Annotated in this window: 19 protein-coding genes; 13 read left to right on the top strand and 6 right to left on the bottom strand. The window is 67.5% G+C overall.

All coding sequences use genetic code 11. From position 1 onward, the window contains the following. Positions 1-40 precede the first annotated feature (40 nt). Complete coding sequence (locus EGH23_RS11930; RefSeq protein ID WP_220580216.1) at positions 41-724, bottom strand: class I SAM-dependent methyltransferase; 684 nt, start codon at positions 722-724, stop codon at positions 41-43. 96 nt (positions 725-820) lie between these two features. Here EGH23_RS11930 and EGH23_RS11925 point away from each other — a divergent pair, with 96 nt between their 5' ends. The 6 genes from EGH23_RS11925 to EGH23_RS27190 all read left to right on the top strand — a co-directional run bounded on the left by EGH23_RS11925 (position 821) and on the right by EGH23_RS27190 (position 4,693). Next, on the top strand, positions 821-1,264 hold the full coding sequence (locus EGH23_RS11925) for a DUF2391 family protein (protein ID WP_220580215.1): 444 nt from the start codon (positions 821-823) through the stop codon (positions 1,262-1,264). Positions 1,265-1,633: 369 nt separating this feature from the next. After that, positions 1,634-2,011 carry a CBS domain-containing protein gene (locus tag EGH23_RS11920; RefSeq protein ID WP_220580214.1) on the top strand — a complete coding sequence of 126 codons (378 nt, stop codon included), beginning with the start codon at positions 1,634-1,636 and terminating at the stop codon, positions 2,009-2,011. A 264-nt stretch (positions 2,012-2,275) separates the two neighbouring features. After that, positions 2,276-2,854, top strand: coding sequence for a DUF7090 family protein (locus EGH23_RS11915; protein ID WP_220580213.1), 579 nt, complete (start codon positions 2,276-2,278; stop codon positions 2,852-2,854). Positions 2,855-3,024: 170 nt separating this feature from the next. Next, positions 3,025-3,246, top strand: coding sequence for a DUF4177 domain-containing protein (locus EGH23_RS11910; protein WP_220580212.1), 222 nt, complete (start codon positions 3,025-3,027; stop codon positions 3,244-3,246). A 35-nt stretch (positions 3,247-3,281) separates the two neighbouring features. Then, on the top strand, positions 3,282-4,298 hold the full coding sequence (locus tag EGH23_RS11905; RefSeq protein WP_483867111.1) for a DUF7972 family membrane protein: 1,017 nt from the start codon (positions 3,282-3,284) through the stop codon (positions 4,296-4,298). 236 nt (positions 4,299-4,534) lie between these two features. Then, a complete protein-coding gene (locus EGH23_RS27190; RefSeq protein WP_044952319.1) occupies positions 4,535-4,693 on the top strand; it encodes a DUF7563 family protein in 159 nt (52 codons plus the stop codon). A gap of 106 nt (positions 4,694-4,799) precedes the next feature. Here EGH23_RS27190 and glmM read toward each other — a convergent pair whose 3' ends face one another. Beyond that, a complete protein-coding gene (gene glmM / locus EGH23_RS11900; RefSeq protein ID WP_220580210.1) occupies positions 4,800-6,116 on the bottom strand; it encodes a phosphoglucosamine mutase in 1,317 nt (438 codons plus the stop codon). A 139-nt stretch (positions 6,117-6,255) separates the two neighbouring features. Here glmM and rpiA point away from each other — a divergent pair, with 139 nt between their 5' ends. Then, entirely contained in the window at positions 6,256-6,936 is a 681-nt protein-coding gene (gene rpiA, locus EGH23_RS11895) for a ribose-5-phosphate isomerase RpiA (protein ID WP_220580209.1), read from the top strand. A gap of 123 nt (positions 6,937-7,059) precedes the next feature. Here the strand turns inward: rpiA and EGH23_RS11890 are convergent, their stop codons facing one another. Further along, complete coding sequence (locus EGH23_RS11890) at positions 7,060-7,227, bottom strand: DUF1931 domain-containing protein (RefSeq protein WP_162317410.1); 168 nt, start codon at positions 7,225-7,227, stop codon at positions 7,060-7,062. Between the two features lie 255 nt (positions 7,228-7,482). Between EGH23_RS11890 and larB the strand changes: the two genes are divergently transcribed. The 5 genes from larB to EGH23_RS11865 all read left to right on the top strand — a co-directional run bounded on the left by larB (position 7,483) and on the right by EGH23_RS11865 (position 10,735). Then, positions 7,483-8,256: a nickel pincer cofactor biosynthesis protein LarB gene (gene larB / locus EGH23_RS11885; RefSeq protein WP_220580208.1), complete on the top strand. Its 774-nt coding sequence runs from the start codon at positions 7,483-7,485 to the stop codon at positions 8,254-8,256. Between the two features lie 102 nt (positions 8,257-8,358). Next, positions 8,359-8,511 (top strand): DUF7563 family protein, encoded by a 153-nt coding sequence (locus EGH23_RS11880; RefSeq protein ID WP_220580207.1) that lies wholly within the window; start codon positions 8,359-8,361, stop codon positions 8,509-8,511. Between the two features lie 27 nt (positions 8,512-8,538). Beyond that, entirely contained in the window at positions 8,539-8,838 is a 300-nt protein-coding gene (locus EGH23_RS11875; RefSeq protein WP_220580206.1) for a GIY-YIG nuclease family protein, read from the top strand. A 31-nt stretch (positions 8,839-8,869) separates the two neighbouring features. Further along, on the top strand, positions 8,870-10,258 hold the full coding sequence (locus EGH23_RS11870; protein WP_220580205.1) for a phosphoglucomutase/phosphomannomutase family protein: 1,389 nt from the start codon (positions 8,870-8,872) through the stop codon (positions 10,256-10,258). A gap of 24 nt (positions 10,259-10,282) precedes the next feature. Beyond that, a complete protein-coding gene (locus EGH23_RS11865; RefSeq protein WP_220580204.1) occupies positions 10,283-10,735 on the top strand; it encodes a pyridoxamine 5'-phosphate oxidase family protein in 453 nt (150 codons plus the stop codon). A gap of 83 nt (positions 10,736-10,818) precedes the next feature. Here EGH23_RS11865 and EGH23_RS11860 read toward each other — a convergent pair whose 3' ends face one another. Both EGH23_RS11860 and samp2 read right to left on the bottom strand, forming a co-directional pair. After that, on the bottom strand, positions 10,819-11,187 hold the full coding sequence (locus EGH23_RS11860; protein WP_220580203.1) for a GNAT family N-acetyltransferase: 369 nt from the start codon (positions 11,185-11,187) through the stop codon (positions 10,819-10,821). A gap of 2 nt (positions 11,188-11,189) precedes the next feature. Beyond that, a complete protein-coding gene (gene samp2 / locus EGH23_RS11855) occupies positions 11,190-11,390 on the bottom strand; it encodes a ubiquitin-like small modifier protein SAMP2 (RefSeq protein ID WP_220580202.1) in 201 nt (66 codons plus the stop codon). An 89-nt stretch (positions 11,391-11,479) separates the two neighbouring features. Here samp2 and EGH23_RS11850 point away from each other — a divergent pair, with 89 nt between their 5' ends. Further along, positions 11,480-12,457 carry a replication factor C small subunit gene (locus EGH23_RS11850; RefSeq protein ID WP_220580201.1) on the top strand — a complete coding sequence of 326 codons (978 nt, stop codon included), beginning with the start codon at positions 11,480-11,482 and terminating at the stop codon, positions 12,455-12,457. Between the two features lie 25 nt (positions 12,458-12,482). Here EGH23_RS11850 and EGH23_RS11845 read toward each other — a convergent pair whose 3' ends face one another. Next, a complete protein-coding gene (locus EGH23_RS11845; RefSeq protein ID WP_220580200.1) occupies positions 12,483-13,349 on the bottom strand; it encodes a hypothetical protein in 867 nt (288 codons plus the stop codon). Between the last annotated feature and the right edge of the window lie 136 nt (positions 13,350-13,485).

Raw genomic sequence — 13,485 nt, 5'->3', positions numbered from 1 at the left:
CGCGCCTCTCGTATCCGGGGCGGTGAGCGGTCGGGACTGTCTACTGGGGGGCGACGCCGACGGTGACGAGCGTCCCGAACTCCCGGTAGCGCTCGACCATCGCCTCGCGGGTCTCCCACTCGTCGGTCGGGAACTCGCTCTCGGGCGGGATCTCGATCTCGCGGTCGGGGACGTTGTCCTGAACCGCGACCGAGAGCCCCGCCTCGCGGAAGGCCTCGCGGTACTCGGCGGCGCTCCAGCGCGTCATCGGCACGTCCACGAGGTCGTCCCAGCCGTGCGAGTGGACGTTCCCCTCGTAGTAGTTTACGGCACAGTGGAAGGTGCCGCCGGAGCGGAGGACGCGCGCCACCTCCCCTAAGACGGCGCTCGGGTCGCTCGCGTAGTAGAACGCCTCCATCGAGAAGCAGTGGTCCACGCTGTCGGACTCGAAGGGGAGGCGTTCGAAGTCGCCGACGAGGTAGCCCACGTCCGGGTCGTCGGTGTACGAGCGGGCGTTCTCGGCCATCGACGGCGAGGCGTCGATGCCGTAGGCTCGGCCGGCGTCTTTCGTCTCCTTCAGGGCGCGGCCGGCGTAACCGCTTCCACAGCCCAGGTCGAGGACGGTGTCGCCCGACTCGACGGGCATCCGCGCGAGGACGTGCTTCGCGGTGTGCCAGTGCCGGTCCTCCATCCCGCGGTCTTTCCCCCGCGCCGCCCAGTCGTCGAACTCGTCGCTGACGCTCATGGTTCGGGGTGGGATAGCCGGGGCAAAACCCCCTTCGACTCGCGCCGTCTCCCGAAACTTCGAGAACGTTTTACCGGCGGGTGTCCACGAACTGATATGCGCCGCCGCCGCCGCCGTTATCGACTCGCCGACACCGCTCAGCAGGTGGTCGGCGGATTCTTACTCGCCGGGCCGTTCGTCGTCACCGAGGAGGTGTGGGTGCTGGCGGCGAACATGACGCTCTACCACGCCGCGCTCGTCGCCGCCATCGTCTTCGCCATCGGCTACGGGGCGCTGTACAAGGCCGACGCCGACCGCGACCTCGAACGCGAGGCGGAGGTCGCCGGCGTCCCCGTCCGCTTCGTCTCGCTGATGCTCGTCTCTTTCGGCTCCGTGGTGGTACTGGCGCTCGTCTTCACCGCTCCCGACGCCTTCCTCGTGGACAACGAGATTCTCGAAGACCCCACGTCGATGTCGGTCGCCGTGACGACGCTGAAGGCCGTCGCGGTCGGTGCCATCTTCAGCGTCGTCGGGGCCGCCACCGCCGACAGCGTGTTCTAGGTCGGGTATCCGGGAACGGAACGACCGGCCGCAGTAATAGTACGAACAGCCGGAAAGCCCCGCCTCGTGGAACGTTCAATCGGAGGGGACTGAAGGGGAATTTCTGGCTGTCCTTGGCCGCATGGCTCCGTCGAAATTCTATTCTTCTAATATAAATGCCCGTGAAACAGACGTTAGTTAGAGTTGCGAATTGACCAGTGAACTGTCTATCAGGTTCGAACGAGGTTCGCCGCTTCGTGACGAATACAATACGCGTATCTCCACCTCTGTATCCGCTAAAGGGAGTCTTCTGGCACTTTCTCGGCTCCGAAGGGAGGGCCGTTGCCGTTACAAGAAACTATCTTAGTACTCGCGTCCGTTTCTCAGAATATGAGTCCCAGCGATAGAGTTACTGTCGAAGAAGTCATGTCCAGCCCCCTCGAGATGATCTCGGCGGATGCGACGGTCGAGGAAGCCGTACAACAGATGAGAGGGAAGGAAGTCAACGCTCTGGTCGTCAAAACCACACCGCGGGCCATCATCAGTAGTACCGACGTACTTGCCGCCGTGGCTGACGGACGAAACGTCGCCGAGTTACAGGTAGCGGACGTAATGACGACCGACGTCGAAACCGCTTCCCCGGACAATTATATGGAGGAGGTCGCCGCGATGATGACCACGTACGGTATCAAACACCTCCCTGTCGTCGACGACGATTACGTTGGGATGATTTCCTCGACCGACGTGACTGCTTACCTTTCGAAATAAGGGCCACAGGCGAGCGCACCGAAATCGGAGGATACACCTCCTATATCGACCGCACCGAATCAGAATATGTCCTCTTCTGAGGATTTCAACAAATCCGGTTGCATTCCTAGCTTTGATGGCAGACGGTCTAACCGTTGCTAGCGGGGCTTTCTGGCTGTCTCATCCGTTCTAATACCGGTTTCCGACTCAGAGACCACTCCCAGCACCAACGATAGCTAGCGAGACCCGCAGACTTAATGCGCGTCCCCCCGCTTTCCCGCTCATATGGAGTATACGCTGGCTATCGACAACACGCCAGACAGCGTCGAGGGCGGGACCGGCATCCTCCTCTTGCACCCGAGCACGGGCGAGACGGACCGGATCGACACGGAGTTCCTCGCGACGGACACCGACGCGATGTTGGTCATCTCGACTCGAACCACCGCCCGCGAAGTCAAACAGAAACTGGAGTACTACGAGGTCGACGAGGAGAGCGCGAGCATCCTCGATACGCTCTCGGTCGAGCGGGGGTACACCCGTCGCCAGTCCGAGAACGTCCGTTACGCCTCCGCGCCGGACGACCTAGAGGGGATCGTCGAGGAGACGGAGGCGTTTCTGAAAGAACACGACGGCAAACTGCGCGTGAGCTTCGACTCGGTGACCGAACTCATCTACTACGCCGACGAGGAACGAGCCCTAGAGGCCGTCGCCGACATCCTCGAACTGCTGGCGGAGTACGACGCCGTCGGCCTGTTCCACCTCGCCGACGAGGTGCACGACGACGAGACGGTGGAGGCGTTCCGCGAGCGCTTCGACGGCGTCATCGAACTCGCCGAGGACGGCACCGTCACGAGCGAGTTCTGACCGAGCGAGCCGCCGCCATCTGTTCGGCACGTCGCCGGCTACGCGGCGATCGCGTAGCTCGGCGGCCTCGCGCTCACGACGTGCCGAACTGATGCGTCTCGGATGATCGAGCGATCCGTTCTCGTCCGAATCGACCACCGTTATCCGACTCCGACGGCAACGTTTCACCTATGAGTCAGCCGAAGAGCGAGCGCTGGGAGTACGAGACGCTCAGAGTTCCCCGCGGAGAGACGAAGAAGGAGTCCGAGGACCCGAAGTCGGAGCTGAACGAGCTCGCCGCGGAGGGATGGCGGCTCGTCGAGACGATCGATTACACCGGCGGCGGTACCAAGTTCGTCGTGTTCGAGCGGCCCGCACGGTCGACCGCCGATAGCGAGAGCGAGTCGTCGTGAGCCCCGATTCCGTCGACGGCGAGGCGAATCCGGACGTGAGCACCGATGTCGACGTCAGCACCGCCAACACGATGCGCGACCGCGCCGGGGAGAGCCGCGTCAAGATCTGGCTGTTGCTCGCCGCGAATCGGTGGCACGTCACCGCCGTGTTAGCGCTCGCGATCTTCGTCCTCTTCGTGGTGCTCGTGACGCTTCTGCCGCCGCCGCTCCTCCCACAGCTCGAGTCGGGGGACACGATCGAGACGATGTTCTCCACGATGATCGGCGCGATAATCACGGGGACGACCCTCGTCGTGACGATCGGCCAATTAGTGCTCTCTCAGGAGAACGGCCCGCTGGGAGAGCAGCGCAGCCGCATGGAGAACTCGATGGACTTCCGGGACTACACCGAGGAACTCATCGGCTCGCCGAGTCCGGCCGATCCGTCGGCGTTCCTCCGCAATCTCGTCGACGTGGCCGAGCAGCGCGCGAACGCGGTTCACGACGGGTTGAGCGACATCGACAGCGACCAGCTCCAGTGGGAGGTCGACGAGTTCACCGAGAGCCTCACCGAGAACTCCGAGACGGTGCGCGAGCAACTCGACGGCGCCAAGTTCGGGACCTTCGACGTGCTCTTCGCGGCGCTCAACTACAACTACGGCTGGAAGATATACCAGGTCGAACGCATCGCGAACGACCACGCGGAAGACCTCGGCGAGCCGGAGAACACGCTTCTCACGGAGCTGAAGACGGCGCTCTCCCTCTTCGGCCCGGCCAGGGAGCACGTGAAGACGCTGTACTTCGAGTGGGCGTTGGTCACCCTCTCGCAGTTGATCCTGTACGCGGCGATTCCGGCGCTGCTCGTCGCCGGCGTCATGCTCACCACCGTTACCGGGGCGACGCTTCCCGGAAACACGTTCGGGGTCGCACACGTGACGGTGCTCATCGGTGCCGCGTTCACGATTACGCTGGTACCGTTCCTCCTGTTCACCTCCTACGTGCTGCGAATCGTCACCGTCGCGAAGCGAACGCTGGCGATCGAACCGTTGATCCTGCGGGACTCGCAGCGGTGAGGTCCCGTCCGGGGTAACCGACGAAAGTCGCTTCTCGCAGAGAGGGGAAACGCCCTCGTTCCCCCGCTGGCACTCGGATACCGCTCCTGTTCAGGCGTCGTCGAGCTCGCGGAAGACGGCACCGTACACCGTCACGAGCGAGTTCTGGCCCCGCGTGCGATCGGCACGCGTCCGGTGTGCCACCACTTACCAGACCACCAACAATTAAGACGATATAGTGCGTCCTGTGCAGGTGTATGCCGGAATGCCAGAACTGCGGTAATTTTGTAACGGCTGACTACGCGCGTGTCTTTACGCCGAACGGGGTCGAGAAACCGCGGGTCTGCCCGCAGTGCGAGGACAAGATCCGGGACGGGGCCGACGTCCGAGAGGCCCGGTCGACACGACGCGGATAGCTAACACAGGGTCGAAGCGTCGATTCTCTCGTCCCGCGACCGTGGCTCGCGCGGGGCGCTCGCCAGCCCGTGAGTGCCGACAGTCGCGGCGGTAGCACTCGCACGCTCACTCGCGGGCGTCGGTCAGGATCTCGCGGGCCGCGGCCAGCACCTCGTCCGCCCGTTCCCCCTCGCGGGCCTCGGCGGTGATGCGAATCAGCGGCTGCGTGCCGCTGGCTCGCAGCAGGAACCAGCCGTCGCCGAGGTCGACGCGGACGCCGTCCAGCGTCGTGGCGTCGTCGTACTCGGCGAGGACGCTGTCGCGGACCCGGGACATCACCGCGCCCTTGTCCTCGACTTCGACGTTGTCCCGACGGATGGGGTAGTCGGGCACCTCGGCGGCCCGCTCGGAGAGCGAGCGCTCGGCGTCCAGCGCGACGGCGGTACAGGCCGCCAGCGGGCCGTCGGGACACAGCGTCCGGTCGGGCCAGATCCACGCGCCGCTCGGCTCGCCGCCGAAGGCGACGCCCGGTTCGCTCGCGGCGTCGGCGACGTAGACGTCGCCGACCGGCGTGTACTCGACCTCCACGTCGATCTCGGCGAGGTGGTCCGCGACGGCGAGGCTCGTATCGACCGGCACGGCGACGCGCTCGCCGGCCTCGGCGGCGGCCCGCGCGAAGATGGCGAGCAACACGTCGCCGGAGAGGTAAGTGCCGTCGCCAGCCACCGCGCGCATCCGGTCGGCGTCGCCGTCGTGGGCGATACCCACGTCGGCGTCGGAGGCCTCGACGAGCGTCGCCAACGACTCGCAGTTCTCGGGCGTCGGTTCGCTCGGCCGGCCGGGGAACGCGCTGTCCGGCTGGCCGTTGAGCGTCTCGACGTGACAGCCCAGGGACTGCAACACGTCGGGGGTGACGCCGCCGGCCCCGTTGCCCACGTCGACGAGGACGTCGCTGTCGAGCGAGTCGACGACGAGCGCCGCTCGGATGGCCTCGGCGTGGGGCGTTCGAGCGTCGGCCGATTCGAGGTCACCGCTCTCGTCCCAGTCTGCGGGGTCGAACGCGCCCTCGTGGATGCGCCCCTCGATGGTCTCGCGCATCTCGGCGTCGAAGGCCTGCCCCGAGGGCTGCCAGAGTTTCAGCCCGTTGTCCTGCGGCGGGTTGTGGCTCGCCGTGACGGAGACGCCGGCGTCGGCGTCGTGCCAGCCGACCGCCCGACCCACCGTCGGCGTCGACGCCAGTCCCACGTCCACCACGTCGGTCCCGCTCTCGCGCAGGCCCGCGACGAGCGCCGACCGGAGGAACTCGCCGCTCTCTCGCGGGTCCCTTCCCACCACGACGCGGTCGCTGTCGACGCCGAGCGCCCGGCCGACCGACAGCGCGAGGTCCGCCGTCACCGTTTCACCGACCGGTCCGCGAATGCCACTGGTCCCGAACAGAGTCATACCGATAGGGCGTCCGGCGAGCGCAAAAGGATACCGGCCACGCCGCGGATATCGGTACCGAGACCCACGCTGTGGACCGTTCGCGTCCCGAGCGGTTCGGAGAACAAACGTTTTGTCCGCCTCGGCGCGACGTTCGCCCATGAAACAGGGCGGCTCCGACGCGGCGAAGCGCGCGGCCGGCGAGGCGGCGGCCGAGACGGTCGAAGACGGGACGGTCGTCGGGCTCGGGACCGGAAGCACCGCGGCCCACGCCATCCGCGCCATCGGGCGGCGGGTCGACGCCGGACTGGACGCGGTCGGCGTCCCGACCTCGTTCCAGTCGCGCGAACTCGCCCGCGAGAACGGGATTCCGCTCGCCGATCTGGACGAGGTCAGCGTCGACGTCGCCATCGACGGGGCCGACGAGGTAGCCGGCGGCGACCTCGTGAAGGGCGGCGGCGCGGCCCACGCCCGCGAGAAGGTGGTCGACGCCAGCGCCGACCGCTTCCTCGTCGTCGCCGACCCCTCGAAGGAGACCGAGGCGCTCTCGTATCCGGTCCCCGTCGAGGTGCTCCCGGCGGCCCGTTCGACCGTCGCCGAGCGAATCGAGGCGCTGGGCGGCGACCCCGACCTCCGGCGGGCCGAGCGGAAGGACGGTCCGGTCGTCACCGACAACGGTAATCTCGTTCTGGACTGTGCGTTCGGCGAGATCGCCGACCCCGGGAGCCTCGCTACGGCCCTCTCGACGGTGCCGGGCGTCGTCGAGCACGGCCTGTTCGTCGGGTTGGCCGACGCCGTCTACGTCGGGAGCGAGGACGGCGTCACCGTCCATGAACCGTAGCCGAGCGGCGCCGTCGCTATCGCCGTCGAACGGCGTCGTCGCTGTCGAGCGGGACGGTCGTCCGGTCGACGCCGTCGCTACTCGGCGCTCGCGTCGAAAGAAAGACTGGTTGAAGAGCCGACCTTACAGGTCGCGCGGCTGGACCGTCTTGCGGTCGTTCTCCTCGGCTCGGCGGGCTGCGTCCGAGAGCAGCTCCTCGACTTCGTCGTCCAGGGCGTCGTAGAAGTCCGAGGCAACGTTCATGTCATCGAGCTCTTCCTTCACAGCGGCTTTGACGATTAGGTCTGCCATACACTCCTCTCATCCGAAGGGGCTGCTTAAATACTTTCCCCAATGCGTTCGCTCTCGCCGGTATTCACGGGGGTTTGAGAGGTTTTTGGCCGGAATCCACCATATAAACCACCCCCTCGAATCGGTGATCGCGGGGGGAGTTTGCATACGCCGGGGAAAACGTCTTCTGTGAGAGCCAGCGCACCCGATCGCCTTCCTCGCGCGCGCTCGTCGCGGACCGACGAATAGGAGTAGTCCGACTACCGAGAGGGAGGCATGCGCGACCTACTCGACGCGGTCGCGGCGGGCGAGCTGACCCCCGCCGAGGCCGAGGCACGACTCGCCGGCTACGCCACGAGCGGCGCCGGCCGGTTCGACGCGGCCCGCGAAACGCGCTCCGGCATTCCGGAGGCGGTACTGGGCGACGGAAAGACACCCGGGGAGATCGCCGACCTCGCGGCGACGGCCGTCGAGACGACCGGGAGGGCCATCGTCACGCGGATCGACCCCCCGGCGGCGGCCGCCGTCCGAGACGAACTGGCGGCCCTCGAACCGGACGCGACGGTGCGCTGGAACGAGCGGTCGAACTGGCTCGTCGCGACGGCGCCCGCCTTCGAGCGACCGGAACTCGACGCCGCCGTCGCCGTCGTGACCGCCGGCACGTCCGACGCCGTCCCGGCGGGCGAGGCGGCGATGATGGCCCGCGAGATGGGCGCGCGGGTGACCCGAGTCACCGACGTGGGCGTCGCCAGCATCGCCCGGACCATCGACGCGGTCGAGCGCCTGCGCGACCAGGACGTCCTCGTCGTCGCGGCGGGCCGGGAGGGGGCGCTTCCGACCGTCGTCGCCGGCCTCGTGGACACGCCGGTCATCGGGCTGCCGGTCTCGACGGGGTACGGCCACGCCGGGGAGGGGGAGGCGGCCCTCTCGGGGATGCTCCAGTCCTGCACCGCGCTCTCGACGGTCAACGTCGACGCGGGCTTCACCGCCGGCGCACAGGCGGGACTCATCGCTCGGCAGGTCAACGCCGCGCGGGCCGCAGACGACTGAAAAACGGGAAATCGGGGGAGAATACCTACATAATTGGGTAAACGAATATCCCTCCGGGGCCCCTCGGTTCAGGCGTCGGCGGTGGTGTCGCCGACGAACACGATGCCCGAATGTAATCACTGCGGCGCGCACGTCTCGGACCGGTTCGCCCGCGTATTCGCGGACGAAGGCGGCGACATCCGAGCCTGTCCGAACTGCTCGGCGAACGCTGGCATCGCCGAGGTGTCGAAAGAGCGCGCCCACCAACAACTGTAAGGCCCACTGGGCCGTCCGCATCGTGCGATGACCACCACGCGGAGCCCTGTTCACTACGCGTACGTCCTGCGGTGTAGTGACGGGAGCTTTTACACCGGCTACACGACCGACGTGGAGCGGCGGGTGCGCGAACACGACGACGGCGAGGGCGCGAAGTACACCCGCGGCCGGACGCCGGTCGAACTCGTCCACGTCGAGCGCTTCGAGTCGAGGTCCGCGGCCATGAGTCGGGAGTACGAGATAAAGCAGTTCTCCCGCGCTCGGAAAGAACGGTTGGTCGAGGAATCGGAGTCGCCCGGGGCGTCCGACCCCGGCGACGACGGGTGATTTTTTCCCGGTCCGCCGCGAGTTGTCGCCCATGGACGAAGACGACGCCGCGGCGATAACCTTCGGCACCGACGGGTGGCGGGCGACCTTAGACGAGTTCACCGCCCCCCGGGTTCGGATGGTCGGTCAGGCCGTCGCCGCGACGCTTCGAGAACGGGGCGAGATGGGGACGGTCGCCGTCGGCTACGACGCCCGGGAGACCTCGCGCGGGTTCGCCGAGGAGCTGTCCCGCGTGCTGTGTGCCAACGGGTTCGACGTGCTCGTTCCCGACCGCGACACGCCGACGCCCGTCGTCGCGTGGACGGTCACAGAGCGCGGGCTGGCCGGTGCCCTCCAGATCACCGCGAGCCACAACCCGCCGGAGTACAACGGCGTGAAGTTCATCCCGAGCTCGGGCGCACCGGGGCTCCCCGAGACGACCGAGGAGATCGTCTCGAACCTCGCCGACCCCGAGTCCCTGCCCGAAGACGAGTGGGGGTCGGTCACCGAAGAAGACCTCGTCGCCGACTACGCCGACCACGCGATCGAGTACGCCGACGCCGACCTGGAGGGCCTCTCGGTCGCCTACGACGCGATGCACGGGAGCGGTCGCGGCGTCACGAACGCCCTCCTCGAACGCGCCGGCGCGGACGTGACGGCGATGCGGGACGCGCGGGACCCCGATTTCGGCGGCGGCTCGCCGGAACCGACCGCCGAGAACGTCGAGGAACTGATCCGGCGCGTCCGCGAGGGCGACGCGGACCTCGGGGTCGTCAACGACGGCGACGCCGACCGCCTCGGTGTCGTCACGCCCGACCGGGGCTACCTCGACCCCAACCTCTACTTCGCGGCGATGTACGACTACCTGCTCGAGACTCGGTCGGGCGACGTGGTCCGCACGGTCTCCACGTCGAGCATCGTCGACCGGGTCGCCGAGGCCCACGGTCAGTCGGTCCACGAGACCGCCGTCGGGTTCAAGTGGGTCGCACAGGCGATGGCCGACCACGACGCCCTGATGGGCGGCGAGGAATCGGGCGGGTTCGGCCTCGCCGACCACCTCCGGAACAAGGACGGCGTGTTGCTGGCGCTGGTGACCGCCGCCGCCGATAGCGAGGAGTCGCTTGACGACCGCGTCGACCGCCTGCTCGCCGACCACGGCGAGATACATCAGGGCCGAATCAGCGTCGACTGCCCCGAGGAGCGCAAAGCGCCGGTCCTCGACGAACTGGAGGCGGCACTGCCCGAGTCGGTGGCCGGCGAGTCGGTCGAGGGGGTAAACACCGTCGACGGGTTCAAGATCGGACTGGCCGACGGGACGTGGGTGCTCGTTCGCCCGTCGGGCACGGAGCCGAAGCTCCGCGTCTACGCCGAGGCCGGCAGCGGGGAACGACTGGACGAACTATTGTCGGCCGGCCGGGAACTCGTCGCACCGCTGATTTAAACGCGCGGCGTGCGTACAGTTGGCATGGATCCCGATGTCGAATTCGCCTACACCGAGGGCATGTCCGAAGACGAAGTGGCGGCGCACCTGCGAGAGACGCCGCACGGCGTCCTCTCGCTGGCCGACGGCGGCGACGCCTACGCCATTCCGGTGTTCCACCACTACGAGGACGGCGCGCTGTACTTCAGACTCGGCGAGACGCCCGACAGCCGGAAGGCCGCCTACATCGAGACGACCGAGACGGCGACCTACGTCGTCTACGAGGCCGCGGCCACGGACGACCCGGAGGAACAGCAGGGGTGGAGCGTCCTCGCCCGCGGGCCGGTGCGGGAAGTTCCGTCCGACGACCCGGCCTACGACGCCGTCAGCATCAACGAGCGATTTTCGCCGATACGGATCTTCGACGAGGCCTTAGACGACGTAGAGCTGACGCTCTACGAACTGTCGATCGAGGAGCTGGCGGGCCGGACGAACTGAGCGGCGACGGCGCGGGCCGACGCGGGAAGTCGGGCGACTGACTCGGCGACGAGTCCCGCCTGTCTGGTCGCCGAAACCCGACCCTATCGCTGGCCGCGCCGTCGCCCGGGTTCGTCGGCGTCTTCGATCTCGAATCCCAGTTCTCGGTAGAACGGCGCGACGTCGGCGTCGAACGCCGCCGTCAGCCGTTCCCGGCGTTCGCCGGCCGCCTCGACCAGCGCCGTCCCGATGCCCTGTCCCCGCCGCCGCCGGCGGACCGCGACGGCCTCGACGCGGTTCCCGTCGAGGACGAGCGCCCCCAGCACGCGCTCGCCGTCCTCGGAGACCGCGACGAGCGCTCCGCCCGAACCTATGCTCGTTCGAACCGTCTCGACGTCGATGGCGAGCGCCGCGCCGTCGAGGACGTTCATCACGTCGGGTAGGTCCGCGGCGGCCGCGTCGCGGACGCGCACGCTCACCCGCCCTTGATGAGTCGGACCACGCGCACGCGGTCGGCCTCGACCGGCTGGTCGGTCGGCACCGTCTGATCCTCGACCAGCACCGACACCTCGTGGGGCGAGAGGTCCAGCGGCCCGAGCAGGTCGGCGTAGGTGGCGTCGTCGGCCACGGTGATCTCGTGGGTGTCCTCGCCGGCCACCTCCACGGTGACGTTCATGGCCGTGTGTATCGCGATGGGCGGCTTGAGTGTATCGGCTAGAAACTGCGAGCGGTTCGTTTAAGGGCGGTCCACGCTTCCCCCAGACCATGAGCGAGGCCGACTCCGAGTCGCGGGCGGGACGCGAAGAGGTGTGGATAGAGAAGTACCGACCGGAGCGACTCGGGGACGTGATGGGTCACGAGGACATCGTGGGCCGACTCCAGAGCTACGTCGACCGCAACGACCTGAGCCACATGCTGTTTTCGGGGCCGGCGGGGACGGGCAAGACCACCTGCGCGACGGCCATCGCCCGCGAGCTGTACGGCGACGACTGGCAGGAGAACTTCCTCGAACTGAACGCCTCCGACGAGCGCGGCATCGACGTGGTGCGGGACCGAATCAAGAACTTCGCGCGGACCAGTTTCGGCGGCTACGAGTACCGCATCATCTTCCTGGACGAGGCCGACGCGCTCACCTCGGACGCCCAATCGGCCCTGCGCCGGACGATGGAGCAGTTCTCGAACAACGTCCGGTTCATCCTCTCGTGTAACTACTCCAGTCAGATCATCGACCCCATCCAGTCCCGCTGTGCCGTCTTCCGGTTCTCGCCGCTGTCGGACGACGCCGTCGGTGCGGAGATCCGTCACATCGCCGAGGAGGAGGGCATCGAACTCACCGACGACGGACTGGACGCGCTGGTCTACGCCGCCGACGGCGACATGCGGAAAGCCATCAACGGCCTGCAGGCGGCGTCGGTCAGCGGCGATACGGTGGACGAACAGGCCGTGTACGCCATCACCTCGACGGCCCGCCCCGAGGAGATTCACGAGATGGTCCAGTCGGCGCTCGACGGCGACTTCACGGCCGCTCGCGCGACGCTCGACCGCCTGCTCACCGAGGAGGGGATCGCCGGCGGCGACGTCATCGACCAGCTACACCGGTCGGTCTGGGAGTTCGACGTGGACGACGAGGCGGCGGTCCGCATCCTCGAACGCGTCGGCGAGACGGACTACCGCATCACGCAGGGGGCCAACGAGACGGTGCAGTTAGAGGCGATGCTGGCCTCGCTCGCCAAGTCCGAATAACCGCGCTACGGGTGTTTTCGCGTTCTCAGTCGTCCCGTTGTTGGATGTCGATAGCGACGTCGCCCTCCGCCGTCGCGAGTTGGAAGATGCGCCCGCTGTAGCGGAACTCGCGGACGCGGGGGTACGACCGCCCGCCGACGCGGACGTCGGCTACCCGCGGGGACGAGTCGCCCTCGTCGCCGGCGAGGGCGTCGATGCGCCCGGTCACGCGGACGTACACGCGGACCGAATCGTTCCGAGGGCCGGTGAGACGGAGGTAACTCGGCAGGTCGCGGTCGTCGTCGTCGAACCGGTCCAGGTCGACCGTCCGCCCGTCGACGGTAATCTCGGGCCGCCGCTCGGACCAGGAGACGTCGGTGATGCGACCGGTGAACTCGAAGGAGTCGACGGCGCTCCGGTCCGATAACACCGAGCGAGCGAACCCGCGGCGAGCGATGTCTTCGCGCTCGGCCTCGTCGCCTTTCCGCACGTCGCCGGTGACGCGAACGTCGACGACGTTGCGCCTGTCGACGGTGTTGAACACGCGCATCACCTGCCAGTCGTCGTCACCGTCGGCCCGATACTCCTCGGGGTCGATCCGGTCGCCGTCGACGAGGACCCTCGGTTCGGCTTCGCTCCACCGAATCCGTCGAATCCGGCCAGTGAACTCGAACGTGTCGGCGGCGCTCCGGTCCGTGAGGACGGAGCGGACGCGGCCGTCACCGACCCTGTCCTCGTCTTCGGTCCCGTCGCCCCGTCGGACGTCTCCGGTCACCCACACTTCGACGACGTTTCGCCTGTCCACGGTATTCTCGATGCGGAGCGTGCGCCACCGCTGCTGTGCGCCGGCCGTCTCGGAGAAGGCGACTCCCGAGAGCGCGAGGAGCCCCTTCGTCAGTGTGCGTCGGTTCATGGTAGTGAACTGGGCGAACCGGCTCCCGGCGCTTCGCCCGGACGTACTCGGGGAGAGCGAACCGAGCGGGTTAGTTAATTCGCCGCTGTCGCTCGGTACCGTCGTCTTATCGTCCCGCCGACGGTCGGTTTCCACC

The organism is Haloarcula nitratireducens, from assembly GCF_019599505.1.
The sequence above is the reverse complement of the archived record's forward strand: the minus strand, read 5'-3'. Positions and strand labels throughout refer to the sequence as shown.

Excerpts from the sequence above, each read along its gene's own strand:
- EGH23_RS11930 (WP_220580216.1), bottom strand. The coding sequence starts at position 724 with ATGAGCGTCAGCGACGAGTTCGACGACTGGGCGGCGCGGGGGAAAGAC.
- EGH23_RS11925 (WP_220580215.1), top strand. The coding sequence starts at position 821 with ATGCGCCGCCGCCGCCGCCGTTATCGACTCGCCGACACCGCTCAGCAG.
- EGH23_RS11920 (WP_220580214.1), top strand. The coding sequence starts at position 1,634 with ATGAGTCCCAGCGATAGAGTTACTGTCGAAGAAGTCATGTCCAGCCCC.
- EGH23_RS11915 (WP_220580213.1), top strand. The coding sequence starts at position 2,276 with ATGGAGTATACGCTGGCTATCGACAACACGCCAGACAGCGTCGAGGGC.
- EGH23_RS11910 (WP_220580212.1), top strand. The coding sequence starts at position 3,025 with ATGAGTCAGCCGAAGAGCGAGCGCTGGGAGTACGAGACGCTCAGAGTT.
- EGH23_RS27190 (WP_044952319.1), top strand. The coding sequence starts at position 4,535 with ATGCCGGAATGCCAGAACTGCGGTAATTTTGTAACGGCTGACTACGCG.
- glmM (WP_220580210.1), bottom strand. The coding sequence starts at position 6,116 with ATGACTCTGTTCGGGACCAGTGGCATTCGCGGACCGGTCGGTGAAACG.
- rpiA (WP_220580209.1), top strand. The coding sequence starts at position 6,256 with ATGAAACAGGGCGGCTCCGACGCGGCGAAGCGCGCGGCCGGCGAGGCG.
- EGH23_RS11890 (WP_162317410.1), bottom strand. The coding sequence starts at position 7,227 with ATGGCAGACCTAATCGTCAAAGCCGCTGTGAAGGAAGAGCTCGATGAC.
- larB (WP_220580208.1), top strand. The coding sequence starts at position 7,483 with ATGCGCGACCTACTCGACGCGGTCGCGGCGGGCGAGCTGACCCCCGCC.
- EGH23_RS11880 (WP_220580207.1), top strand. The coding sequence starts at position 8,359 with ATGCCCGAATGTAATCACTGCGGCGCGCACGTCTCGGACCGGTTCGCC.
- EGH23_RS11875 (WP_220580206.1), top strand. The coding sequence starts at position 8,539 with ATGACCACCACGCGGAGCCCTGTTCACTACGCGTACGTCCTGCGGTGT.
- EGH23_RS11870 (WP_220580205.1), top strand. The coding sequence starts at position 8,870 with ATGGACGAAGACGACGCCGCGGCGATAACCTTCGGCACCGACGGGTGG.
- EGH23_RS11865 (WP_220580204.1), top strand. The coding sequence starts at position 10,283 with ATGGATCCCGATGTCGAATTCGCCTACACCGAGGGCATGTCCGAAGAC.
- samp2 (WP_220580202.1), bottom strand. The coding sequence starts at position 11,390 with ATGAACGTCACCGTGGAGGTGGCCGGCGAGGACACCCACGAGATCACC.
- EGH23_RS11850 (WP_220580201.1), top strand. The coding sequence starts at position 11,480 with ATGAGCGAGGCCGACTCCGAGTCGCGGGCGGGACGCGAAGAGGTGTGG.
- EGH23_RS11845 (WP_220580200.1), bottom strand. The coding sequence starts at position 13,349 with ATGAACCGACGCACACTGACGAAGGGGCTCCTCGCGCTCTCGGGAGTC.